Consider the following 22254-nt stretch of genomic DNA (forward strand, 5'->3'; position numbering starts at 1 on the left):
CGGTCATTGCTGTTTTTCCATTCGAGAGGTGTTGAAGGAATTGGAACACGATACAATTGCAGCGATAGCTACAGCAATCGGGGAGGGTGGCATCGCGATTATCCGAGTAAGCGGGCCGCATGCCATCAGTGGTGTGGACAGCATCTTCCGCGCGAGGAAGCGCTTGATTGAGGCTGATTCCCATACGGTTCATTATGGTCATATTGTAGATCTGGCAACAAATGAGACAGTGGAAGAGGTTATCGTCACTCTTATGAGGGGTCCCCGTTCATTCACAGCTGAGGATGTTGTGGAGATTAATGCCCACGGTGGTGTCATCGCTGTGAAGAAGGTGCTTGATCAGGTGCTTCAGTTGAACGATGTAAGAGCCGCTGAACCTGGCGAATTCACGAAGCGGGCATTCTTGAACGGTCGCATCGACCTGATGCAGGCGGAAGCGGTTATCGACTTGATTCGTTCCAAGTCAGATCGAGCATTCACTGTGGCACGTAAGCAGGCGGAAGGAACACTGTCGAACCAGATTAAAGCATTGCGTCAGACAGTAATTGAACTGCTTGCCCATATCGAGGTTAATATAGACTATCCGGAGCACGATGTGGAGGAGATGACGAGCGCCTATATTCGCGATCAGTGCCAGTCTGCGATTGAAGAAATCGAAAGATTGTTAAAAACGGCTAATGAAGGAAGAATATTGCGTGAGGGGCTTGTTACAGCAATCGTTGGACGGCCTAATGTCGGCAAGTCTTCGCTCATGAATATACTTGCGCAAGAGAATAAAGCGATCGTAACCGATATTCCCGGTACAACCAGAGATGTCATCGAAGAGTTTATTACACTGAACGGCATACCTCTCAGATTGATGGATACGGCAGGGATTCGTGAAACAAGTGATATTGTGGAGAAGATTGGAGTCGAACGCTCGCGCGATGCATTGCAAGGAGCAGATTTAATTCTGTACGTGCTCAATAATAATGAGTCGCTGCAAGATGATGATCGACAACTACTTGAGCAGATTTGCGACCGGGCGGTTATTATGATTATTAACAAAACGGATCTGCCTGCGGCTTTGGATCTGGATGAGGTGAAACGATACGTATCCGAAGAGGCGATCGTTAAGATGTCTATGCTTGAGCAGAAGGGGCTTACAGAGCTTGAGCGTACGATTACCGATCTGTTCTTCAGCGGCGGGCTGGAGGGCGGAGACTTGACTTATGTGAGCAATGCGAGGCATATCGCTCTGCTTAAGCGTGCGAAGCAGTCGCTGCTTGACGCGATCCAAGCCACCTATGCTGGCATCCCAATTGATGTTATTCAGATTGATGCCAGACTTGCTTGGGAATCTCTTGGCGAGATATTGGGTGATGAAGCAGGAGACTCATTGATCGATCAAATTTTTTCTCAGTTTTGTTTAGGTAAGTAAGGAGGTAGGGATAATGGGATATTTAGCTGGTGAATTTGATGTTATCGTCATCGGAGCGGGGCATGCCGGTTGTGAATCGGCGTTGGCTGCTGCGCGAATGGGCTGTGAAACGCTGCTGCTTACGATTAATCTGGATATGGTGGCGTTCATGCCATGCAATCCTTCTATTGGAGGGCCGGCGAAAGGCCATGTCGTCCGTGAGATTGATGCGCTTGGCGGTGAGATGGGACGGAATATTGATAAAACGTTCATTCAAATGAGGATGTTGAATACGGGAAAAGGGCCTGCCGTTCATGCGCTGCGTGCACAGGCGGATAAATTCCTGTACCAACACTATATGAAGAAGACGATTGAGGAAACAGAGCATTTGACGCTTCGTCAAGGGATGGCGGAAGAGTTAATCGTCGAAGATGGACGATGTGTAGGCATTGTATCGAAGACCGGGGCTGAGTACCGTGCTAAAGCGATTGTTGTGACAACAGGAACTTACCTGCGCGGCAAAATTATTATGGGCGAGTTAATCTATGAGAGCGGTCCAAATAATCAACAACCTTCGGTGAAATTGGCACAGAGTCTGAAGGATAACGGATTGGAGCTGGTACGCTTCAAGACAGGTACGCCGCCACGTGTGCATAGGGATACGATAGATTTCTCCAAAACGGAAATACAGCCCGGAGATGAAAATCCCAAATTTTTCTCTTATGAAACGGAATACTCCGATAATGAGCAGCTGCCTTGTTGGCTGACCTATACTTCTGAAACGACCCACAAAATTATTAATGACAACCTTCACCGTGCGCCAATGTTCTCTGGGGTAATTGAAGGAACAGGGCCAAGTTATTGTCCTTCCATTGAGGATAAGATTGTAAGGTTCGCTGACAAGCCAAAGCATCAAATATTCCTGGAACCGGAAGGCAAACATACATCTGAATACTATGTACAAGGACTATCGACGAGTATGCCAGAAGATGTACAGCTCAACATATTGCGTTCTATTCCTGGATTGGAAAAAGCAGAGATAATGCGGAACGGTTATGCGATCGAGTATGATGCCGTTATTCCCACACAGCTTTGGCCATCCCTGGAAACAAAAGCGATTGATGGGTTGTTCACAGCGGGTCAAATCAACGGTACATCCGGATACGAGGAGGCCGGAGGCCAAGGGATTATTGCCGGTATTAATGCAGCTCGTAAAGTACAAGGGAAAGCACCCATCATTATCGGTCGTTCACAAGGTTATATTGGCGTTATGATCGATGATCTGGTGACAAAGGGAACAAATGATCCCTATCGTCTGCTCACTTCACGTGCGGAATATCGTTTGCTGTTGCGACATGACAATGCGGATTTGAGACTAACTCCTCTCGGTTATGAGATAGGCCTTATCTCTGAATCACGTTACGCCAAGTTTGTTAAGAAAAAGGATTTGGTGGAGTCTGAAAGAGAACGTCTGCGCACTTTAAAAGTGAAGCCGGAAGAAGTGAACCCAATATTGGAGGCTGCCGGCTCTGCTGTTATCACACAAACAACAGATGTGTTATCACTGTTACGCAGACCCGAGATCACATATGCCATGTTGGAGCCGATTGCTGACATACCAGATGGATTAAATGATGAAATGAAAGAACAAGTGGAGATCAGCGTCAAATATGCCGGTTATATCGAGAAGCAGCTACTGCAAGTTGAACGGCTGAATAAGATGGAGAGGAAGCTAATTCCGGACGATATAATTTATGATGAGGTAAAGGGGTTAGCCACAGAAGCAAAACAGAAGCTTGGGAAAATACGACCGCTATCTATCGGTCAGGCATCACGAATCGGTGGCGTCACGCCTGCGGACATTTCCATTCTGCTTGTTTATTTGGAACACTATAATCGCGTAACCGCAGCAAGAGGATCGTAATGGACAAAACAAAACAGTGGTTTGAGGCAAAGCTGGGGGAGAGAGGAGTAAAACTCTCTCCTCAACAATGGAGTCAATTGGTCATTTATTATGAAACGTTAGTTGAATGGAATTCGGTGATGAACTTAACCGGGATTACGGAGAGAGATGCTGTTTTCGAGAAGCACTTCTACGATTCCATTTCTTTATCCTTTTTTATAGATTTACACAAGGTCGAAAGAATTGCCGATATCGGTTCAGGAGCGGGATTCCCAAGTATTCCATTGAAAATTTGTTATCCGCATTTAGAAGTTGTTATTGTAGACTCGCTCAATAAGAGAATTAAATTTCTGACAGAGCTTGTTAGTAAGTTGCAATTGAGTGATGTTCAGTGCATCCACGGTAGAGCGGAAGATATCGCCAGACGAACCGAGCATCGCGATCAATACGATCTGGTAACAGCTAGAGCTGTAGCTAGATTAAACATACTAAATGAATTTTGTCTTCCATTTGTTAAGCCTGGTGGTTTGTTCGCAGCGATGAAGGGAGCACACTCGGATGAAGAAATCCGAGAAGCGGCCTACAGTTTACAAGAGTTGAAAGGGACTCTCGTACGACATCATGCATTGCAACTTCCAAACGAGGAATCAGAACGACATATTGCCGTCATACAGAAGACAGCGAACACTCCTAAAAAGTATCCTAGAAAAGCAGGAACACCCTTAAAACTGCCTTTAATGTAGTTGTTTGTTCCACGTGAAACATCTCATCTTGTCAAGCAGGATTTTCACTTATAAAAGTCGAATATGTTGATTTGAAAGAAAGAGAGCGGTACAAGCATAGTTGTATGAACCAAACTAGTTCATGATGATACGGAACGGAACATAGTTGCGTGCGAGATCAAGCAGGATCATATGCTTTGTGTCAATCGTATGCATGTCGTTGTATTGTCAATTGCTAAAGTTTTCATCATATGATCGGGTGGTTATGAACACTATGAAAGAACAAATTTCACGTTTATTCGGCTTTACCGAGCAGCGCAATACGAATGAAGAAGTTCGTCAAATAGATGTTTCCCAAATTGACACTAGTCCATTCCAACCTCGTACTGTATTCGATGACGAACGTATTGAGGAACTATGTCAGACAATTAAAACGCATGGCGTTATTCAGCCTATTGTTGTACGCCTGCGAAATGATAGGTATGAAATAATAGCAGGTGAAAGACGATGGCGTGCGGTCACAAAGCTGGGGTACGACACGATTCCGGCTATCGTCCGCGAGTTCAATGATGCACAGACCGCATCGATCGCATTAATTGAAAACTTGCAACGTGAAGGACTTACTGCAATCGAAGAAGCTGTAGCTTATCAAAAACTTATCGAATTGCATCAGTTGACACAGGAAAGTCTGGCGCAACGACTTGGGAAAAGTCAATCTACGATTGCGAATAAACTTCGCTTGCTAATGCTGCCGGAAGACATTAAACTAACATTAATGGAAAGGAAAATTACGGAGAGGCATGCTAGGGCTTTGCTGTCGCTTGATTCAGAGGAAATGCAGTTGAAAGTGCTTGAAGAAATTGTGACAAAAGATCTAAATGTCAAGCAAACGGAAGCTCGTATTGCATTTTTGAAGGAATCCACCAAGATGAAACGCGCCAAGCGAATCTCTTTCACGAAAGATGTTCGATTGGCTCTGAATACAATCAGACAATCGATTGATATGGTATCAGGTTCAGGGTTGCCGATCAAAACAAATGAGAAAGACCATGAAGACCATTATGAAATCATAATTCAAATTCCAAAAAGATAATCACATGTATAACAGTCGGGAATGTTGAACATAAAATGGTCACTCATCAGGCTTGGTGTGATAAAAATAAAACACCTACCTAAAGTAGAATAAGTACGTACGTATGGAATGCCTAGCACTCCTCTTAGTGCGGAAAACGAATCTATTCCAATTGACTCCCACGCGAGCATATGACTAAACTGCTATGTTGTAAACGTAAATTTATGAATAAACTTTCATGATGATAACCGCGTATTTAAGATTATAATGTTGCTATAATAGATGATAACACTACGGTTGCCGCCTTTATGTCGAAGGCGGCAAAGCCGTTTCTTTAAAAGTTTCGCACATGAGGTGAGTTAGAATTGTCCAAAATTATTGCAATTGCCAATCAGAAAGGCGGTGTCGGGAAAACGACAACGTCTGTCAATCTGGCAGCATGTCTTGCCTCTCTAGGCAAGAAAGTGCTATTAATTGATATTGATCCACAGGGGAATACAACCAGTGGGCTTGGCATAAACAAAGCAGATGTTAACAATTGTATTTATGATGTATTAATAAACGATGTATCTCCACGAGAAGCAATGTTCGAAACCAGCGTACCTGGATTAACGGTAATACCGGCGACAATTCAGTTAGCAGGCGCTGAAATCGAACTTGTACCTACGATATCTAGGGAATTACGTCTTAAAAAATCGTTACAGCAAGTGAAGGATGATTTTGATTATGTTCTTATAGATTGTCCGCCTTCCTTGGGAATTCTAACCATTAATTCATTGACAGCTGCTGATTCTGTCATTATACCTATTCAATGCGAGTACTATGCACTTGAAGGTCTCAGTCAATTATTAAATACGGTAAGACTTGTCCAAAAGCATCTTAATACATCTCTACAAATTGAAGGTGTACTGCTAACAATGCTGGATGCAAGGACAAACCTCGGAATACAAGTCATTGAAGAAGTAAAGAAATACTTTCAACAGAAAGTATATCAGACGATTATTCCGCGTAACGTGAGATTAAGCGAAGCACCTTCTCATGGTCAGGCCATTATTACTTATGATTCAAGATCTAAAGGGGCAGAAGTATATCTTGAACTTGCGAAGGAAGTGATCATGTATGAGCAAGCGGCTAGGTAGAGGCCTGGATGCGCTTATACCATCGTTATCTGTTAGCGATGATGACAAGGTAATAGATGTATCCTTGTCTGAGCTTAGACCTAACCCATATCAGCCTCGGAAATCATTCGATGAAAATTCAATTAAGGAATTGGCTGAATCGATTAAGCAGCATGGTATTATTCAACCAATTATTGTGCGTTCCGTTCTACGTGGTTACGAAATAATAGCAGGTGAGAGACGTTTCAGGGCATCCCAATATTGTGGCAACAAAACAATTCCTGCTGTAGTCAGAAATTTTAGTGACCAACAAGTCATGGAAATTGCGCTTATTGAAAATTTACAACGCGAAGATTTAAATGCCATTGAAATAGCGGTTGCTTATCAATCACTGATGGATAAGTTCCAACTGACACAAGAAGAGTTATCTCTCAAGGTTGGGAAATCAAGATCACACATCGCTAATTTCGTAAGATTACTTACTCTTCCAGTGGAAATAAAGGATAATGTTTCACGTGGAACATTATCGATGGGGCATGCAAGAGCTTTGGCAGGTATTAAGGATGTGAAAATTCAAAAAGAGATGGCTGGCATGGCTGTGAGTGCAGAATGGAGTGTCAGAGAGCTGGAGGAAGCAGTTAAGAAGCTTGATGTACAAGAAAAACCAAGTGCAAAGAAGTCAAAACAGAGAAAAAATGACCCATACATTGATCATATTGAAGAAGCGCTAAGAGAAAGATTTAAAACGACAGTGAAAATTAAACAGCAAAAAGATAAAGGGAAAATTGAAATTCAATATTATAACAAACAAGACCTGGAGCGGCTACTTGAATTGCTGCAGGAGCTAGCATAGAAGTAGATGGCATGTCATAGTTGTAATCTTTCTAATGAAGGATTAAACTAAGATATGCCATTGTTTGTTTAAAGAAGGGGGAGGGATGTCCTTGCATTATCACAACACCATATATCTAGATCATGCAGCTACGTCATGGCCTAAACCTCCAGAAGTTATAAATGCTGTAGTGAAAGTTATGCAAGAAGATGCAGCTAATCCGGGACGTGGAAGTCATCAAATGGCGGTAAGGGCGAGCAGAGTGTTATTTCATACAAGAGAAAAGCTGTCGAAGTTATTTCATGTGAAAAATCCAAATGATATTGCATTTACAAGCAATACGACGATGGCTTTGAATATGGCAATAAAGGGATGGGTGAAACAAGGCGATCATGTTATTGCGACATCTGTCGAACATAATTCAGTCAGAAGACCTCTGTATGAGCTGGAACGAAGTAGGGGGGTTCAAGTCACTTATATAGAAGGCGATGTAGAAGGGAATATAGATGTAAAAGAAATAGTGGCTGCCATTCAGCCTAATACTACGCTGATCGTTGTAAATCACAGCTCCAATCTGCTTGGAACGATACTCCCTATCTCAGATATTGGAGATGTAGCGAGAAAGCATGGTGTGAAATTGCTTGTTGACGCAGCGCAAAGTGCCGGAATATTGCCAATCGATGTAGAAGCTATGGGTATTCATATGCTGGCGTTTCCCGGACACAAAGGTCTCCTGGGCCCACAGGGCACAGGGGGCTTGTATATCGCGTCTGAGCTGGAATTGGAACCGCTTCTGCACGGTGGGACCGGGAGTCAGTCAGAAGCTCTCCAGCAGCCTCTCGTGAGGCCTGACAGATATGAAGCTGGGACGCAAAATACGCCTGGATTGGCTGGTCTTGGCGCAGGTGTGCAGTATATTCTGAATGAGACAGTGGAAAAAATCCATACTAAAGAGTGGGCGCTTATACAACGACTACTGGAGGGGCTGGGCAATATAAAAGGGGTTAGGTTATTAGGACCCCAGTTGAATCGACCGCGTACAGGAATTGCATCATTTACAGTTTCTAATAGGGATCCCTCGGAGCTGGCGTTCATTCTGGATCGGAATTATGGTATTGCGGTGCGCTCCGGATATCACTGTACGCCGCTAGCTCATCAGTGTGCAGGGACAGAAAGTACAGGAGCTGTTCGAGCAAGTGTAGGCGTAAACTCTACGGAAGATGATATAGATGCATTAATTGCAGCCGTAAACGAACTTGTAGAGCAACATGATGTGTAGAGGGATGAGGAGAAAGTTATGAACAGTGATAGGATTGAACCGCTGCATATCGTTGTAATCGTGCTGGCAGGCATGATGATCTTAGTTTCTATTGGATTGATTGTGTTAGGCCGAAGACTGAAAAAATTAAGGCGACAGTACTTAACTGTAATGGGGAATACGGGGATAACCAACTTCGAGAGTGTTATTATGGAGTTGAAGAGTAAGCTGGATGGAGAGCGGGAAAGAGTAAGTGAAATAACCAAACAACTAGATGAAATAAGGGGTACACTGCCTCAGCTTAAAAGTAAAACCGGTATACATCGTTATAATGCGTTCGGAGAAGGTGGCAGCGATCTTAGCTTCTCGATCGCGATTGTCAACGAGGAGAAGGATGGAGTTGTATTTTCTGGATTGCATAACAGAGAGAATACTTATGTGTATGCCAAGCCAGTAAACAAAGGCGAGTCCTCTTATCCTCTTACACCAGAAGAGCATAAAGCCATCGAAGAAGCAAAGTAAGGGGAGGAAATTAGCTATACTAAGATGTGAAGTCCGAAGCAGCAGTTTCTACTCGTGAAGTGCGTGATAGATGGAAATTGTTGATTGCTGTGAATAGGCTTAAGGAGATAATATCCGACATAGACATTACCAAATGCAACCTTGTATTTTGAAGAACGAAGTACTCCATGAAGCCGCCAACGTTCACAATTCCTGTGATGTGAATATCGCCTACAGGCGGTAAATCCTTGTTCACTCCCGCGCCTGGACGTACTGGTCCATTACCTGCTTGGATACAACCAACACTGGCTACTTGTCCTAGACAAGCATCGATGCCAATCAGGAATGGTTTATCGAACTTCGTGTTGATCTGCTGTAAGGTGTCATCAAGGTTCATAGCGTGTACAGGTTCAGCTAACGTGCCGAATACATGAAAATGAGGGCTTCTATGCTTCTTCAGAGAAGTGCCAATGAGCGGACCCAAACAATCACCAGTGGAACGGTCCGTGCCGATGCAAACGATTACGATCGGACGCTGGGAAGACACGCTCTCAAGCAGGGAAACAATCCGTTTCACGAGCTGACTCCCAATGTTGGGTGATGTGTATGGCATTTTAAAAGGTGAATCTTTCATAAATGGCAGTTTCATAGAATCCCCTCCGATAGCTTTGGAAATGCTCATATGCTACTAGTATATGGATGGGAGAGCTATTTTATACTTCCCTGCAAGGAATAAAGGATAAGAAGGGGATAAGGACCATGCTCATTGCATTCGATTCAACTCAGCAAGCTCTTCGGGCGGAGATGCTGCTGGAATATGCGGATGTGGAGATCGATATTTGCCCTACGCCGAAGGAAATAACGGCTGGTTGTGCGTTATCGATACAATTCTCCGATGAAGAATTAACCCTCGTTAAGAAAATCATATTAGAGCAAAATGTTGAAATCAGAGGGATATTTCAATGGGATGGAAGCAGCTATAGTAATGTTTAGAAAGAAAGGAGGGTGTCAATGAAAGCGTGGTATGAAAAAGCAATGGATTTGCTTCAGGACATAAATTTGTGGGATATGCTGGGACAACCGATCATTCGCATTGCCCTCATATTCGTAATTGCGCGAATATCAATCTGGCTAATGCATAAGACGATAAATCGTATCGTGGATGAGCAGACAAAAAAGAAAAAACCTGGCGAAACGCGTAGAATGACAACGGTTGGAAGGCTGCTTAACAACGGTATTTCGTATGTGATCTACTTTATTGCCGGAATGCTGGTGCTCTCAGAACTTGGGTTGGATCTTGGACCATTGCTTGCGGGGGCGGGAGTAGTTGGCATTGCAATTGGATTTGGCGCGCAAAGTCTCGTGAAAGACATCCTGACAGGCTTCTTTATTATACTAGAGGACCAGTTCGCTGTAGGTGACGTGATACAGACGGGACAATTCAAAGGCACTGTTGAAGTTATTGGGCTTCGTACAACCAAGCTTCAGAGCTGGACAGGGGAAGTACATATTATTCCCAACGGTATGATTAATGAAGTTACGAACTTTTCATTGAAAAATTCAATTGCAGTCGTTGATGTGTCCATTGCTTATGAAGCTGACATTGAAAAGGCAATAGCGGTTGTCAATGAGACGATGGATGAACTGACACACGAAAATCTGGTGAAGAGTCCTGAGGTGTTGGGAATACAAATGCTTAATGCATCATCTGTCTCTATACGCATTGTGGGCGAATGTATGCCGAATACGCATGCCATTGTGGCTAGAACGATGAATAAAGCGGTGAAGGAAGCATTAGATAAGCACGGTATTGAAATACCATATCCGAAGATGATTACTTACCAGCGAAAATACGAGGGGGCGTAAACGATGGAGAAAAAGCAATTTCAATTAGGCGATATCGTGCAAATGAAGAAACAGCACCCCTGCGGCTTCAATGAGATGGAAATTATACGCATGGGAATGGACATTCGAATTAAATGCGTCGGATGCCAGCATAGCGTTCTTATTCCTAGGGCGAAATTCGAAAAAAACATGAAGAAGGTGCTTCATTCCAAAGTAGAAGGGGATAGTAATTAGATGAAGCAACATAAGTAATGTACATGGAAAACATTCCAGGAAAATCACTTGTCCTGTGAGCGTAAATCATAAACAGATCAACTTCAATAGGGGATTGTTGTCATTATCGCTTGTCATGGCATTAAAAGAGGAGATTGCAATTAGCTTCACATAAAACTCTTGCATGTAGATCATCTATATGATATATTATTGTTTACATGCGGAGAAGTACCCAAGAGGTCATAAGGGGACTGACTCGAAATCAGTTAGGCGTGTCAAAGCGTGCGTGGGTTCGAATCCCACCTTCTCCGTATCCCGATAAACCTGATCATATATCGTACCATTGGTTGCCATATACCTAATAAATTGATTCTTCTACGTCATTAAAGCGTAGGAGTTTTTTTGTTATAGTTCAAGAAACAAATTCATGAAACCTAGGAGAAGATGTAGCAGCATCCGTCCAACATAGCTATTCCTGGTTGTGATGGACGGATGTTATGGAACTTATCAGCAGTCATACGTATTGAAGAAGAGGTGAGCAAAACTTATAGGGTCATCTTTTCTATTATCCACGAATGAAGTCGATCACGTTAATGCCATAGTGAGAAGCGATCGTTATTACGGTTGTCCAGACGATTAAGCTTAATGTCATCCAAATGACGGCAGTTTTCTTCTTGGCGCCGAACAGGATACCGACAAATGCAGCGATATGCGACCCTATTAGTAGGGGACCTAGCAAAGCCAGACCAGGCATACCATATTTATTCCAAGCGGCTTCAGCACGTTCTCTTCGCTTTGACTTGTCATTTCCCGTTCCTTTCTTACGTTCTCTCCATTGCCTGAACTTCTCGAAGTAAAGAATAACGAGATATACTGTAGCCAAATTGCCAAGTAAAGCAAGCAGACCGACCAATACAGCATTCATACCTGCTACGATAATCGCGATGGGGATAATAGCGGCAATCTCAACCCAAGGAATTGATCCTAACAGAAAAACAAGCACATATTGCCAACCTTCATTCACATCTTGTAAAAAATCCATATCATTCATTTCTCCTTCTCATTGATTTATTGGTGATAAGAATGGTGTACAAAGCCCCGACAGTACAGTGGTGTGTATGTGTATATACTGTTTATATCTATATACACAGTATATACACGGCGTGAATAGCTGTCAATAAGAAGTGAAATAAATTTGCCATTGACATGGTAGGGGGGGAAGGAAAACAAGGTATCGAAGGGGAACTCGTCCATTATATGCTCACGCAAAAGAAGAGAACTCCAGAGAGTCCTCTTCTTGACGGTGTTTGATGGTATAACTGAGTCATTGACATGACACTTCAGTTTTAGCGAATCAGAAGAAGTTTCATTCATTATATACGAATCTGTAGGAGCGCGAAAGCGCCTCTGCCTCTGGATTCGTCTATACGGGTTGTCGCTTGCGTAGTCCGAATGTACGGTTAACGCTGTACGACAGGTAGAATGAGTGTGTTTCAGACGTAGTCTTTAGCACGTCCCTCCGTTCATTACTTCAGTGTTTGTATTACTCAAATGATCCATGCACCTTTTGGTCCAACGGAACCACACCTCTCTTGCACCGTCGAGTTTAATATGGCCTTTTGTTCAAGTTCTTATACACAATCGCAATTTAATCTTTGGGCATCTTTTTCCACTTTCGTTCATGGTTGCTCGTGCCCGGGAATTTTTCTCCTCTGTTTAGCCGTACTTTTCTGGGGTTCTCAATGCCCATGTGATAATCATTCACTCCGGTCTCGATATATGTGCCATTGTTGGGAGCACGGTCGCCGGGAGAAAAAGTAGTGAATTCGCCCATCATCTTCACCTCCAGCAGCAAAATTCGCCTGATCGGAACAAACTGTTCCTGACCACGCTTCTTATAGGATGTACAGGCCTGTAAGAGACCATGAATAGAAGATTGTGCAAGCGCCTTTAACAAGAAGATGAACGGAAGTGAAAAGATGGAGCAAAGAAATAGGTACTTGTTTTTGAATAGCGGAATTGATATAATTAGCAGATGCGGGTAAAAACTCGCTCCTTGCTCCAAATGGGGCCGCTAGTCCAAAAGGAGGTGAAATAAATGCGCAAATATGAAGTGATGTACATCATCCGTCCGGATGTTGAACAAGAGAACCTGCAAGCTCTCGTTGAGAAATTCAATGGCATCATCTCTAATGGCGGAGAGGTCACAAAGACTGACGTGATCGGCAAACGTCGCCTTGCGTATGAGATCAACAAGCTTCGTGAAGGTCATTACGTGCTGGTTCATTTCAATGCAACGAATGAAGTTGTGAATGAGCTTGACCGTATCATGAAGATTTCTGACGAAGTCATTCGTTCGTTGATTATCAGAGACGTAGCCTAAGCCTGAAATTTCGGATTGTTCAATGGGGAGGTCGAACAAATGTTGAACCGTGTTATATTGATTGGCAGACTGACTAGAGATCCTGAGCTTCGCTATACACCTGCCGGAGTTGCAGTAACCCAATTCACGATCGCTGTAGACCGTCCGTTTACGACGAATCAGGGCGAACGTGAAGCTGACTTTATTCCAGTCGTCACTTGGCGTCAGCTGGCTGAAACCTGTGCGAACTACTTGCGTAAAGGCCGTCTAACGGCTGTAGAAGGACGTATACAAGTGCGGAATTACGAGAACAACGAAGGCAAGCGTGTCTATGTAACGGAAGTTATAGCAGACAATGTCCGGTTCTTGGAATCCAATCGTGAGGGCGGATCTTCGCGTGATGAGAGTGGAAGCTATGGCGGCAATAGCGGCGGAGGATATGGCAGCAATAGCGGTGGTGGCATGAGCAATAACAGCGGCAGCGGCTATGGCGGAGGTAGCGGGAACCGGTCTTCCAACAATCAGCGGAACGACAACAATGATCCATTCAAGGATGATGGACGCCCAATTGACATTTCCGAAGACGATTTGCCATTTTAATTTCTAACGAAAGGAAGGGTTCACATGAGCGAACAACAACAAACAACTGCTCGTCCAGAGCGCTCTGAGCGTCCTGAGCGTCCAGAACGCAAGTTCACTCGCAAAGGCGGACGCAACAAGCGTCGTAAAGTTTGTTTCTTCACTGTAAACAAAATTACTCACATTGACTATAAAGACACGGATTTGCTGAAGAAGTTCATCAGCGAGCGCGGTAAAATTTTGCCACGCCGTGTAACGGGCACAAGTGCAAAATATCAGCGTCTGCTGACAATTGCGATTAAGCGCTCCCGTCAAGTTGCTTTGCTTCCTTACACGACTGAATAGTCGCGAGGAGCAGGTGCAAAGAGAGTCATCCCTTTGGGATGGCTCTCTTTTTATGTGCGCCAGCTATTTTTTATTGGATGCGATACAAACATTTTACTTTAATAAATTGTCTGTAATCTATAGAAAAAAAAGTAGAGTTGTGTATAATAGAACCTGTTGCACATCGGCCCCGACCTTTCTGAGAGTGAAAGGTCACCAACTCAATACCGAAAGTGAGGAATTCATCTATTGCTGCAAAAATTGAAAAGCAACTGGTTGTTTAATGTAAGAGGGGACATACTGGCAGGAATAACTGTTGCTCTGGCGCTTATTCCTGAAGCGATTGCCTTCTCCATCATTGCAGGCGTAGACCCGATGGTTGGTCTATACGCTTCATTCTGCATTGCTGTCATCATCTCCATTGTTGGAGGCCGTCCTGGTATGATCTCAGCGGCTACAGGGGCAATGGCCGTGCTCATGGTGACGTTGGTGAAAGATCACGGCATTGAATATTTGTTCGCCGCAACGGTATTAACGGGCATTATTCAGATTATAATCGGCGTGTTGAAGCTGGGCCGCTTCATTACGTTCGTACCGCATTCCGTTATCATTGGCTTCGTCAATGCGTTAGCTATCATTATATTCATGACGCAGCTTGTGCAGTTCGAGGGGCAAGGGTGGCTCATGTATGCGCTCGTCGCTGCAACACTTGTCATTATTTACGGCTTGCCCAGGATTACGAAGGCGGTGCCGTCTGCACTGGTTGCCATTATTGTGATCACATGCGTTACCGTATTCGGAGGACTGCAGGTGAACACTGTAGGCGATATGGGGGAAATATCGCGACAGCTTCCGCTATTCCATATTGCCAATGTGCCATTCACATGGGACACGCTGATGATTATACTGCCAACATCGTTGGCGCTTGCTGTCGTCGGTTTGCTGGAATCGCTGCTTACGGCGACCATTGTGGATGAGGCGACAGGCACCAAGAGTGATAAGAATAAGGAAGCAAGAGGGCAGGGAATTGCCAATACCATTACCGGCTTCTTCGGCGGAATGGCGGGCTGTGCGATGATCGGTCAATCCGTTATTAATGTGAAATCAGGCGGACGCGGACGGTTGTCCACACTGGTTGCAGGGGTATTTCTGTTGTTCTTGATTATGGTGCTCGGTGATGTAGTAACGAAAATTCCGATGGCTGCATTAGTTGGAGTCATGATCATGGTGTCTGTCGGGACGTTCGACTGGCGCTCCATTATGGATGTAAAACGCATACCGGTTACCGATACTATTGTAATGGTCACGACAGTTGCTATCGTAATTTACACGCATAACTTGGCGCTTGGCGTATTGGTCGGCGTGATTATGAGCGCATTGATCTTCGGCTGGAAGATGGCTCAGATTAAAGCGGTAGCTACAATGACTGACAGCGGAGCGAAGCGATATGCCATTCAAGGTCCAATGTTCTTCGGAACGATGAGCCACTTCGCGGATTTATTCGATCCGGCGCATGATCCTAATGAGGTAATCATCGATTTCTCTTCATCACATGTGTGGGATCACTCCGCGGTAACCGCGATCTCGAAGGTTGTATCGAAATATCAACAAGTGGATAAACGTGTCGTGCTGATGGGATTAAATGCAGAAAGCCAAAAGATCGTTGATCGTGTCGGCCTATCGGCATCATCCGGTCATTAAGTCATTCATAAGGAGAGGTTCGATGTATAAGCGCTTAATGCTGGCAACAGACGGTTCGGCACATGCCGGACGGGCAGCTGAGGCTGCTATCGGATTAATGAAGGAGCTGCCTGAGGCAGAGATGACTATTATTCATGTGAGTGACAAGGCGCCTTCCCGCTCGGAGCTTATGCAAGCCGGTCTGAATATGAAGGCAATTCTGGAGGCTGATGCTCATAAGGCGATAGCAGAGACGGAGAAGCTATTTCAGCAAGCAAGGGTGCCTTATGAATTGAAGGTTGCATTCGGCAATCCGGCAGATGTGATCGTAGAGTGGAGCCAGAACAATCATACCGATATGATTATTATAGGAAGCAGAGGGCTGAATGCGGTAAGCGAAGTCATCATGGGCAGTGTGAGCCGCAAGGTGCTTCATCAGGCGAACTGTCCTGTGTTGATTGTGAAAAAATAGGTAATAAGGAAGGCTCGCTAGTTCTCGGACTAACGAGCCTTCTGCCGTATTAGATGCTTCTGTCACCAAAACGCAGGATATAATAGGCGGTCTTTCTGATACGTTCCAGCAAGGATGACCAACGTCTTGCCGTATCTTCCATATCCGTGCGTAATTGCTCCAGTTCGTGTTGCTTCGTATGCTGCCACTGTGCCATAGCCCTTCTTCTGTAGTCCGATTCTAAGATCATGGTGGATTCCTCCTGTCGTTTGATGGTTATGCAAACGATTTCGGATAGGTTGATTATACAAAATATTCTGACAATATTCAATTGTGTGAGAAAGCTTTCGAAGAACCCCTTAGAACCCTCTCTGAAGCTAGAGAGGGTTCTTCGAAGGCTATAGCAAGCTTGGCTAACATAGCAATGGCAGTTGTTCTATCCGATCAGAATGTTGTCCTCGGGATAACCGATTTTGGACGTTTGCTTGCGTTGAGAAAGGGCGAAGGCAAGCGTTAGCGGGCCTAATCTGCCAAGGAACATCGTAACGGTGACGATTACTTTGCCTATGGAAGAAAGCTCGCCGGTCAAGCCCATTGACAGCCCGGTTGTACTGAAGGCGGAAGTGGCTTCGAACAGCACCTCCAGGAAGTGATCCTCCAACAGATCTTCCGTGACGGTCAGCAGCAAGGCAACACAAAGCACGGCCGTCAGAGAAGTGACGATGACGGCTAACGCGCGCATAACCGTTTCTTGGGCGATCTTACGTTCGAAGGCATGAATCTGTCCGCCTCCCTTGAAGGTATTGATCGTAGCTAGAACAAGCACGACGACTGTATTGGTTTTAATCCCCCCACCAGTACCGCCTGACGCAGCGCCAATAAACATGAGAATAATGATCAAAAATTGCGAGGCGGTAAGCATGCTGCCGATATCGATCGTGTTGAAGCCGGCGCTGCGCGGCGTCAGGCTCTGGAAGATGGAGGCATAGATTCGCTCCCCAACCGTCAGATCGCCGAAGGTCGCTGAATTCCAGCTCTCCAGCAAGAAGATGAGCAGAAAGCCGATAACGGTCAGAATGGCCGATGCCAATAAGACGACCTTGGAATGAAGCGAGAGCTTCCTCCAGGAGCGCTTGCGGAATATATCGACTACGACGATATAACCCAGTCCGCCCACTACAAACAAAGTAATGACCGTCAAGTTCACAATGGGATCTCCGACATGGCTGCTGAGACTGTCAGACCAGAGGGCGAAGCCCGCATTGTTGAAAGCCGATACGGAATGAAACAGCCCATAGTACACAGCTTGTCCAAAACCCATATCGTCGGACCATCGCCAAGTGAGAATAATCGTAGCGACAGATTCAAAAGCGAACACAATCAGCACCATGTACAAGGAGAGCTTAACCAAGCCTTGCGCCGATGTGGATTGGGTCGTTTGTTGAATGATGAGTCGTTGCTTCAATCCGATCTTCTTGCCGAGCACGATAGCAACCATGACACCGAGCGTCATGAAGCCGATACCGCCGATCTGAATAAGGATCATAATGATAATCTGACCCGTCATCGAGAATGCTGCACCGGTATCCACAACGACGAGTCCATTCACGCATACGGCCGATACAGAGGTGAATAATGCGTTAATAAGTCCTATCGATTGGCCATCGCTGGAGGAGAAGGGCATGCTGAGCAGTATTGCACCGATCCAGCTAAGGATGAAGAAGACGAGCATAATGAGCTGAGGCGGGCTCATACGGTGCTTGAAATAGTATAAGAGTCTCTCAGCCAGGGATGCTTCTTTGGACAAGTACTTACTTAGTACGCTCATAATCATTCTCCAGGTGACGAATGTCCTCATTGCTGCCTATAATGAGCAAGATATCGCCTGTATGTATGACATCGTCAGCAAGCGGCGAGATATTGATCGCATCGCCCTTCTTGATGGCCATAATGGTGCAGCCGTATTTCGCCCGAATATTGAGCTGCATGAGCGAGCGACCGTTCATTGCCGGCGGAGCCAGTATCTCGGCCAGATTGTAGTCGGGAGATAACTCGATATAATCAATCAAATTGTCGGAGCTCAGCTGATTGCCAAGCCGTACGCCCATATCCCGTTCCGGATATATGACTTGATCCGCTCCTATTTTTTTCAGCACGTTGCCGTGCATTTCGTTTCTAGCTTTGGCGGTTACCTTTGGAATATTCATTTCCTTCAATAATAGCGTCGTCAGTATGCTAGCCTGCAAGTCGTCGCCGATGGAGACAATGCCGTGCGAGAAGTTGGACGCGCCAAGCTCGCGCAACACGCTTTCATCGGTACAATCGGCTTGAATCGCATGGGTTGCGATGGAAGCCATCTCCTGTACGGGATGCTCATTCTTATCGATAGCGAGCACCTCGTGACCGTTCTCGACAAGCGTGCGCGTCAAGCTAGAGCCGAACCGTCCAAGACCAATGACCATAAACTGTTTCTTCACAGTATCACTTCCTATACATGAATGAAATGCCAACATGCAGCTAGCTTTGAATTCATATGCTCGTGTTACATAATAGGAGACAGATACGTATTTGTCAAAGGTTAATACGGCACTTCGATCAGGGACGTTCCGTATCGATAATTTTCACATATTCCCGCGGCATATATTGCCTATATTCTTTATCTGACAGCTCAGGGTCGAACGAGGAATATATGCGGAAATGATCTTCGGGAACGGGAGGCGTCATAAAGAAATGATAATTCAGTCGATGAATTTTATCATTAAGCAACGCACCGACAACAATGATAAGAAGAAACAGAGCTGCGCATAGGGCTATTTTTTGGCGAAGCATAGGTCATCACTCCTTCATTAAGAGTAATCCCCGATAGTGCCTCTTTTCATTCCAGGTCAATCAATTTCATTTTGACAATCGCTCTGGAGAAAGCTATAATAGTTTTGTTTTCATGTCTTCTATATATTTTGAAGTACCGGAGGAGCCTGCCAACAAGGGCTCCTTTTTGCATTTTTTTGTCATACCGTGGCAAGTCAGGCAGCGGCTTTGGCGGCTATGACGCTTTATTTCCTTCCATTTGGGAAATACTGTTGGGGAACTTATTGAGTATGATTTAGGAGGATGAACATTGTCTTATCTTCATGTTGTCATTATTCTGCCCTTTCTCTTCGCACTATTAGGCCCGATTATGCAGAAGCTTATGCCGCGAGTACATGGAGGCTGGTTCATGCTGCCGGTTCCCGTTCTACTGTTCTCGTATATGCTCAGCCGTATTCCCACCATTCAATCCAGGGAGAAGATATTCGAATCGCTCCCGTGGATGCCTTCGTTAGGCGTTGAGTTTAACGTTTATTTGGATGGACTTGGCTTGCTATTCGCCTTGCTAATTACGGGGATCGGATCGCTCGTCGTGTTGTATTCCATCTTCTATCTGGACAAGAACAAGGAGAAGCTGCCGCACTTCTATGTCTACTTGATGCTGTTCAAGGGAGCGATGCTCGGTCTCGTCCTGTCTGATAATCTAATGGTGCTGTACGGCTTCTGGGAGCTTACGAGCATCTCTTCCTTCCTGTTGATCGCCTTCTGGCACCAGCGTGAGAAGTCACGCTATGGCGCTCTGAAGTCGATGGTCATTACGGTATCCGGCGGTCTGGCGATGCTCGCTGGCTTCATCCTGTTATATGTGATGGCCGGAACGTTCAGTATTCGGGAGTTAATTGAAGGCATTCATACGTGGTCGGATCATAACCTGTTCGTTCCCGCTATGGTGCTCGTTCTGGCGGGTGCGTTCACGAAGTCGGCGCAATTCCCGTTCCATATCTGGCTGCCGGATGCGATGGAAGCTCCGACGCCGGTCAGCGCTTACTTGCATTCCGCGACGATGGTGAAGGCGGGCATCTATCTCGTGGCTCGCATGAGCCCGATATTCGCCGGTGAAGCGCTATGGCTGTGGCTGGTATCCGGCTTCGGCATCGCGACGCTTATCTACGGATCGTTCCGGGCGATGAAGCAGATTGACTTGAAGGCGCTGTTGGCCTTCTCTACAATTAGCCAACTAGGTATGATTATGAGCCTGTTCGGTCTAGGCTCGGCTGCAGCCTTCTATACGGGCTCGGCAGACGCCATCTTCTACACCAAGGCGACGATGGCGGCCGTATTCCACTTGATCAACCATGCAGTATTCAAAGGAGCCTTGTTCATGGTGGTCGGCATTGTCGACCATGAGACAGGCACGCGCGATATCCGCAAGCTGGGCGGACTGATGGCCGTCATGCCGATTACGTTCACGATTGCGGTGATCGGTTCCTTCTCCATGGCGGGACTGCCGCCGTTCAACGGCTTCCTGAGCAAGGAGATGTTCTTTACTGCCGTCTTGAACATCACAGAGATGAATCTGCTCTCGATGGATACATGGGGCATATTGTTCCCGGTTATCGCATGGACGGCAAGCATCTTTACTTTCGTATACAGTATGGTGCTTGTATTCCGTACGTTCACAGGCAAGCCCCAATTCGAGAAGCTGGAGAAGAAGCCGCATGAAGCACCGCTCGGCATGCTGCTGTCTCCGGTCGTCTTGGTAGCGCTGGCTGTTGTATTCGGCCTGTTCCCGGGCATCTTGTCCTACTCCTTGATCGAGCCGGCTATGGCCGCTGTCCACCCCGCTCTATTAGAGCCGGGACAACAGTTCAAGGTGAAGATCGAGATGTGGCATGGCTGGACGATGGAGCTGTTCATGACGATAGGCGTGGTTGCCCTTGGCACGACATTGTTCCTGATGCACCGCAGGGCATCGGTCTTGCATGCCCCGCTATTCAATAGAGTATCGTTGAATCGCACTTACGACAAAGGAATAGGCATGTTGGACAGAGGCTCCAGCATGCTTACCAATCTGTATATGACCGGAGCAATTCGTCATTACCTGATCTATATCTTCTTGTTCATGGTGGTCTCGCTGAGCGTCACAATGTATGCGACGGGCAGCTTCCAGGTCGACACGTCAAGCTTCGCGGACACTTCGTTCTATGAAGCGATGATCATTATTGCGCTTATCTTGTCCACGCTTGCTGTTCCGTTCGCCACGACGCGGCTGATGGCGATTATTCTGACAGGCGTAGCGGGTTATATGGTTACCTTGTTCTTTGTCATCTTCCGCGCACCGGATCTGGCTTTAACTCAGATGATTGTAGAGACGGTATCCGTGGCACTGTTCCTGCTGTGCTTCTACCATCTTCCGAAGCTGAAGAAGGAGATAGTGAAGCTTCGCTTCCGTCTGTGGAATTTTATTATTGCAGTGAGCGTCGGCGTTATCATGACGCTGATCGCCTTAAGCGCGAGCAGCAGTCGGTCGTTCGAATCGATCTCGCATTATTTCCTGGAAAATAGTTATAAGCTGGCTGGAGGTAAAAATGTCGTAAACGTCATATTGGTCGACTTCCGCGGCTTCGATACCTTGCTGGAAATCGTCGTTCTTGGTATCGCTTCTTACGGCATCTATGCGATGATCAAGCTGAAACTGAAGGGCGACGAGGAAATCAGCAAGCTGCCTGCCAGGGAGAGCGAATTCAAGTACGATATTTACGGTTTGAAGAGCAATGACGTCATTCTGAGGAAGGTCTCGAAGCTGGCGATCGTCATTATTCTCTTATTCTCGCTGTACTTGTTCTATAATGGCCACCATCATCCCGGCGGCGGATTTATCGGAGCGCTTATGGCGTCAGCCGCATTCATCCTTATGGCGATGTCTTACGGCATGAAGTCGGTTCATCGTATTATCCCGATGGACTTCCGTAAGCTGACTGCCCTCGGCATCCTGATAGCGTTGCTTACAGGGATGGGATCGTTCCTGTTCGATGTGCCGTTCCTTAGCCATACGTTCGATTACTTCCAAATTCCGCTATTGGGCGAATTGGAGCTGGCGACCGCGTTATTGTTTGATCTTGGCGTCTATTTGACCGTTATTGGCGTCACCATGACGATTATCTTCACGATCGGGAGGGATACGTAG

At 45.7% G+C, this 22254-nt stretch carries 24 protein-coding genes and 1 tRNA gene; 18 read left to right on the top strand and 7 right to left on the bottom strand.

Features of this window, described 5'->3' with window-relative positions; all coding sequences use genetic code 11:
* Nucleotides 1-40: 40 nt before the first annotated feature.
* The 8 genes from mnmE (at nt 41) to ACFQ2I_RS20680 (ending at nt 8826) form a co-directional block, all read left to right on the top strand.
* Nucleotides 41-1420 (top strand): tRNA uridine-5-carboxymethylaminomethyl(34) synthesis GTPase MnmE, encoded by a 1380-nt coding sequence (gene mnmE / locus ACFQ2I_RS20645; protein WP_377567636.1) that lies wholly within the window; start codon nt 41-43, stop codon nt 1418-1420.
* 13 nt (nt 1421-1433) lie between these two features.
* On the top strand, nt 1434-3323 hold the full coding sequence (gene mnmG, locus ACFQ2I_RS20650; RefSeq protein ID WP_377567638.1) for a tRNA uridine-5-carboxymethylaminomethyl(34) synthesis enzyme MnmG: 1890 nt from the start codon (nt 1434-1436) through the stop codon (nt 3321-3323).
* Nucleotides 3323-4045 (top strand): 16S rRNA (guanine(527)-N(7))-methyltransferase RsmG, encoded by a 723-nt coding sequence (gene rsmG / locus ACFQ2I_RS20655; RefSeq protein ID WP_377567640.1) that lies wholly within the window; start codon nt 3323-3325, stop codon nt 4043-4045. Before mnmG ends, rsmG begins: the two co-directional genes overlap by 1 nt.
* A 253-nt stretch (nt 4046-4298) precedes the next feature.
* A complete protein-coding gene (gene noc / locus ACFQ2I_RS20660; RefSeq protein WP_377567642.1) occupies nt 4299-5117 on the top strand; it encodes a nucleoid occlusion protein in 819 nt (272 codons plus the stop codon).
* A 344-nt stretch (nt 5118-5461) separates the two neighbouring features.
* Nucleotides 5462-6235: a ParA family protein gene (locus tag ACFQ2I_RS20665; protein WP_377567644.1), complete on the top strand. Its 774-nt coding sequence runs from the start codon at nt 5462-5464 to the stop codon at nt 6233-6235.
* The gene (locus ACFQ2I_RS20670; protein ID WP_377567646.1) at nt 6216-7067 is read left to right on the top strand and encodes a ParB/RepB/Spo0J family partition protein; all 852 of its coding nucleotides are present in this window, start codon (nt 6216-6218) and stop codon (nt 7065-7067) included. Before ACFQ2I_RS20665 ends, ACFQ2I_RS20670 begins: the two co-directional genes overlap by 20 nt.
* A gap of 91 nt (nt 7068-7158) precedes the next feature.
* Nucleotides 7159-8325 carry an aminotransferase class V-fold PLP-dependent enzyme gene (locus ACFQ2I_RS20675; protein WP_377567648.1) on the top strand — a complete coding sequence of 389 codons (1167 nt, stop codon included), beginning with the start codon at nt 7159-7161 and terminating at the stop codon, nt 8323-8325.
* Nucleotides 8326-8343: 18 nt separating this feature from the next.
* On the top strand, nt 8344-8826 hold the full coding sequence (locus ACFQ2I_RS20680; RefSeq protein WP_377567650.1) for a DUF4446 family protein: 483 nt from the start codon (nt 8344-8346) through the stop codon (nt 8824-8826).
* Nucleotides 8827-8845: 19 nt separating this feature from the next.
* Here ACFQ2I_RS20680 and yyaC read toward each other — a convergent pair whose 3' ends face one another.
* Complete coding sequence (gene yyaC / locus ACFQ2I_RS20685; RefSeq protein WP_377567651.1) at nt 8846-9454, bottom strand: spore protease YyaC; 609 nt, start codon at nt 9452-9454, stop codon at nt 8846-8848.
* Nucleotides 9455-9564: 110 nt separating this feature from the next.
* Here yyaC and ACFQ2I_RS20690 point away from each other — a divergent pair, with 110 nt between their 5' ends.
* The 4 genes from ACFQ2I_RS20690 (at nt 9565) to ACFQ2I_RS20705 (ending at nt 11174) form a co-directional block, all read left to right on the top strand.
* Nucleotides 9565-9798: a DUF3343 domain-containing protein gene (locus tag ACFQ2I_RS20690; protein ID WP_377567653.1), complete on the top strand. Its 234-nt coding sequence runs from the start codon at nt 9565-9567 to the stop codon at nt 9796-9798.
* Nucleotides 9799-9816: 18 nt separating this feature from the next.
* The gene (locus tag ACFQ2I_RS20695; RefSeq protein ID WP_377567655.1) at nt 9817-10671 is read left to right on the top strand and encodes a mechanosensitive ion channel family protein; all 855 of its coding nucleotides are present in this window, start codon (nt 9817-9819) and stop codon (nt 10669-10671) included.
* Between the two features lie 3 nt (nt 10672-10674).
* On the top strand, nt 10675-10884 hold the full coding sequence (locus ACFQ2I_RS20700; protein ID WP_377567657.1) for a DUF951 domain-containing protein: 210 nt from the start codon (nt 10675-10677) through the stop codon (nt 10882-10884).
* A 201-nt stretch (nt 10885-11085) separates the two neighbouring features.
* A tRNA-Ser gene (locus ACFQ2I_RS20705) sits at nt 11086-11174 on the top strand.
* Between the two features lie 254 nt (nt 11175-11428).
* Here the strand turns inward: ACFQ2I_RS20705 and ACFQ2I_RS20710 are convergent.
* Together ACFQ2I_RS20710 and ACFQ2I_RS20715 are read right to left on the bottom strand one after the other, a co-directional pair.
* A complete protein-coding gene (locus ACFQ2I_RS20710; RefSeq protein WP_377567659.1) occupies nt 11429-11905 on the bottom strand; it encodes a small multi-drug export protein in 477 nt (158 codons plus the stop codon).
* Nucleotides 11906-12511: 606 nt separating this feature from the next.
* Complete coding sequence (locus tag ACFQ2I_RS20715) at nt 12512-12700, bottom strand: YjzC family protein (RefSeq protein ID WP_377567661.1); 189 nt, start codon at nt 12698-12700, stop codon at nt 12512-12514.
* A gap of 261 nt (nt 12701-12961) precedes the next feature.
* On the opposite strand from ACFQ2I_RS20715, the gene rpsF reads away from it, so the two are divergent.
* The 5 genes from rpsF to ACFQ2I_RS20740 all read left to right on the top strand — a co-directional run bounded on the left by rpsF (nt 12962) and on the right by ACFQ2I_RS20740 (nt 16280).
* Nucleotides 12962-13246 (top strand): 30S ribosomal protein S6, encoded by a 285-nt coding sequence (gene rpsF, locus ACFQ2I_RS20720; RefSeq protein ID WP_377567663.1) that lies wholly within the window; start codon nt 12962-12964, stop codon nt 13244-13246.
* A 39-nt stretch (nt 13247-13285) separates the two neighbouring features.
* Nucleotides 13286-13825, top strand: coding sequence for a single-stranded DNA-binding protein (ssb, locus tag ACFQ2I_RS20725; protein WP_377567665.1), 540 nt, complete (start codon nt 13286-13288; stop codon nt 13823-13825).
* Between the two features lie 24 nt (nt 13826-13849).
* Nucleotides 13850-14149, top strand: a complete 300-nt coding sequence (gene rpsR, locus ACFQ2I_RS20730; RefSeq protein WP_262678769.1) for a 30S ribosomal protein S18 — start codon at nt 13850-13852, stop codon at nt 14147-14149.
* Between the two features lie 228 nt (nt 14150-14377).
* Nucleotides 14378-15829 (top strand): SulP family inorganic anion transporter, encoded by a 1452-nt coding sequence (locus ACFQ2I_RS20735; RefSeq protein ID WP_377567667.1) that lies wholly within the window; start codon nt 14378-14380, stop codon nt 15827-15829.
* 22 nt (nt 15830-15851) lie between these two features.
* On the top strand, nt 15852-16280 hold the full coding sequence (locus tag ACFQ2I_RS20740) for a universal stress protein (protein WP_377567669.1): 429 nt from the start codon (nt 15852-15854) through the stop codon (nt 16278-16280).
* Nucleotides 16281-16329: 49 nt separating this feature from the next.
* On the opposite strand, the gene ACFQ2I_RS20745 is transcribed toward ACFQ2I_RS20740, so the two are convergent.
* The 4 genes from ACFQ2I_RS20745 to ACFQ2I_RS20760 form a co-directional block, all read right to left on the bottom strand.
* Nucleotides 16330-16509 (bottom strand): hypothetical protein, encoded by a 180-nt coding sequence (locus ACFQ2I_RS20745; protein WP_377567671.1) that lies wholly within the window; start codon nt 16507-16509, stop codon nt 16330-16332.
* Nucleotides 16510-16695: 186 nt separating this feature from the next.
* The gene (locus ACFQ2I_RS20750) at nt 16696-18012 is read right to left on the bottom strand and encodes a TrkH family potassium uptake protein (RefSeq protein WP_377567720.1); all 1317 of its coding nucleotides are present in this window, start codon (nt 18010-18012) and stop codon (nt 16696-16698) included.
* Nucleotides 18013-18070: 58 nt separating this feature from the next.
* On the bottom strand, nt 18071-18736 hold the full coding sequence (locus tag ACFQ2I_RS20755; protein ID WP_377567673.1) for a potassium channel family protein: 666 nt from the start codon (nt 18734-18736) through the stop codon (nt 18071-18073).
* A 118-nt stretch (nt 18737-18854) separates the two neighbouring features.
* Entirely contained in the window at nt 18855-19088 is a 234-nt protein-coding gene (locus ACFQ2I_RS20760; RefSeq protein WP_377567675.1) for a hypothetical protein, read from the bottom strand.
* 289 nt (nt 19089-19377) lie between these two features.
* On the opposite strand from ACFQ2I_RS20760, the gene ACFQ2I_RS20765 reads away from it, so the two are divergent.
* A complete protein-coding gene (locus ACFQ2I_RS20765) occupies nt 19378-22254 on the top strand; it encodes a Na+/H+ antiporter subunit A (protein WP_377567677.1) in 2877 nt (958 codons plus the stop codon).

It is taken from the genome of Paenibacillus chungangensis (genome assembly GCF_042675905.1).
In the GTDB taxonomy this organism is placed as follows: Bacteria; Bacillota; Bacilli; order Paenibacillales; family Paenibacillaceae; genus Pristimantibacillus; species Pristimantibacillus chungangensis.

Bases quoted from the DNA above. Each gene is read 5' to 3' on its own strand.
- ACFQ2I_RS20760 (WP_377567675.1), bottom strand. From the start codon at position 19,088: ATGCTTCGCCAAAAAATAGCCCTATGCGCAGCTCTGTTTCTTCTTATC.
- rpsR (WP_262678769.1), top strand. From the start codon at position 13,850: ATGAGCGAACAACAACAAACAACTGCTCGTCCAGAGCGCTCTGAGCGT.
- ssb (WP_377567665.1), top strand. From the start codon at position 13,286: ATGTTGAACCGTGTTATATTGATTGGCAGACTGACTAGAGATCCTGAG.
- ACFQ2I_RS20715 (WP_377567661.1), bottom strand. From the start codon at position 12,700: ATGATGGGCGAATTCACTACTTTTTCTCCCGGCGACCGTGCTCCCAAC.
- rsmG (WP_377567640.1), top strand. From the start codon at position 3,323: ATGGACAAAACAAAACAGTGGTTTGAGGCAAAGCTGGGGGAGAGAGGA.
- ACFQ2I_RS20695 (WP_377567655.1), top strand. From the start codon at position 9,817: ATGAAAGCGTGGTATGAAAAAGCAATGGATTTGCTTCAGGACATAAAT.
- mnmG (WP_377567638.1), top strand. From the start codon at position 1,434: ATGGGATATTTAGCTGGTGAATTTGATGTTATCGTCATCGGAGCGGGG.
- ACFQ2I_RS20690 (WP_377567653.1), top strand. From the start codon at position 9,565: ATGCTCATTGCATTCGATTCAACTCAGCAAGCTCTTCGGGCGGAGATG.
- ACFQ2I_RS20745 (WP_377567671.1), bottom strand. From the start codon at position 16,509: ATGATCTTAGAATCGGACTACAGAAGAAGGGCTATGGCACAGTGGCAG.
- rpsF (WP_377567663.1), top strand. From the start codon at position 12,962: ATGCGCAAATATGAAGTGATGTACATCATCCGTCCGGATGTTGAACAA.
- ACFQ2I_RS20700 (WP_377567657.1), top strand. From the start codon at position 10,675: ATGGAGAAAAAGCAATTTCAATTAGGCGATATCGTGCAAATGAAGAAA.
- yyaC (WP_377567651.1), bottom strand. From the start codon at position 9,454: ATGAAACTGCCATTTATGAAAGATTCACCTTTTAAAATGCCATACACA.
- noc (WP_377567642.1), top strand. From the start codon at position 4,299: ATGAAAGAACAAATTTCACGTTTATTCGGCTTTACCGAGCAGCGCAAT.
- ACFQ2I_RS20750 (WP_377567720.1), bottom strand. From the start codon at position 18,012: ATGAGCCCGCCTCAGCTCATTATGCTCGTCTTCTTCATCCTTAGCTGG.
- ACFQ2I_RS20710 (WP_377567659.1), bottom strand. From the start codon at position 11,905: ATGGATTTTTTACAAGATGTGAATGAAGGTTGGCAATATGTGCTTGTT.
- ACFQ2I_RS20670 (WP_377567646.1), top strand. From the start codon at position 6,216: ATGAGCAAGCGGCTAGGTAGAGGCCTGGATGCGCTTATACCATCGTTA.
- ACFQ2I_RS20680 (WP_377567650.1), top strand. From the start codon at position 8,344: ATGAACAGTGATAGGATTGAACCGCTGCATATCGTTGTAATCGTGCTG.
- ACFQ2I_RS20740 (WP_377567669.1), top strand. From the start codon at position 15,852: ATGTATAAGCGCTTAATGCTGGCAACAGACGGTTCGGCACATGCCGGA.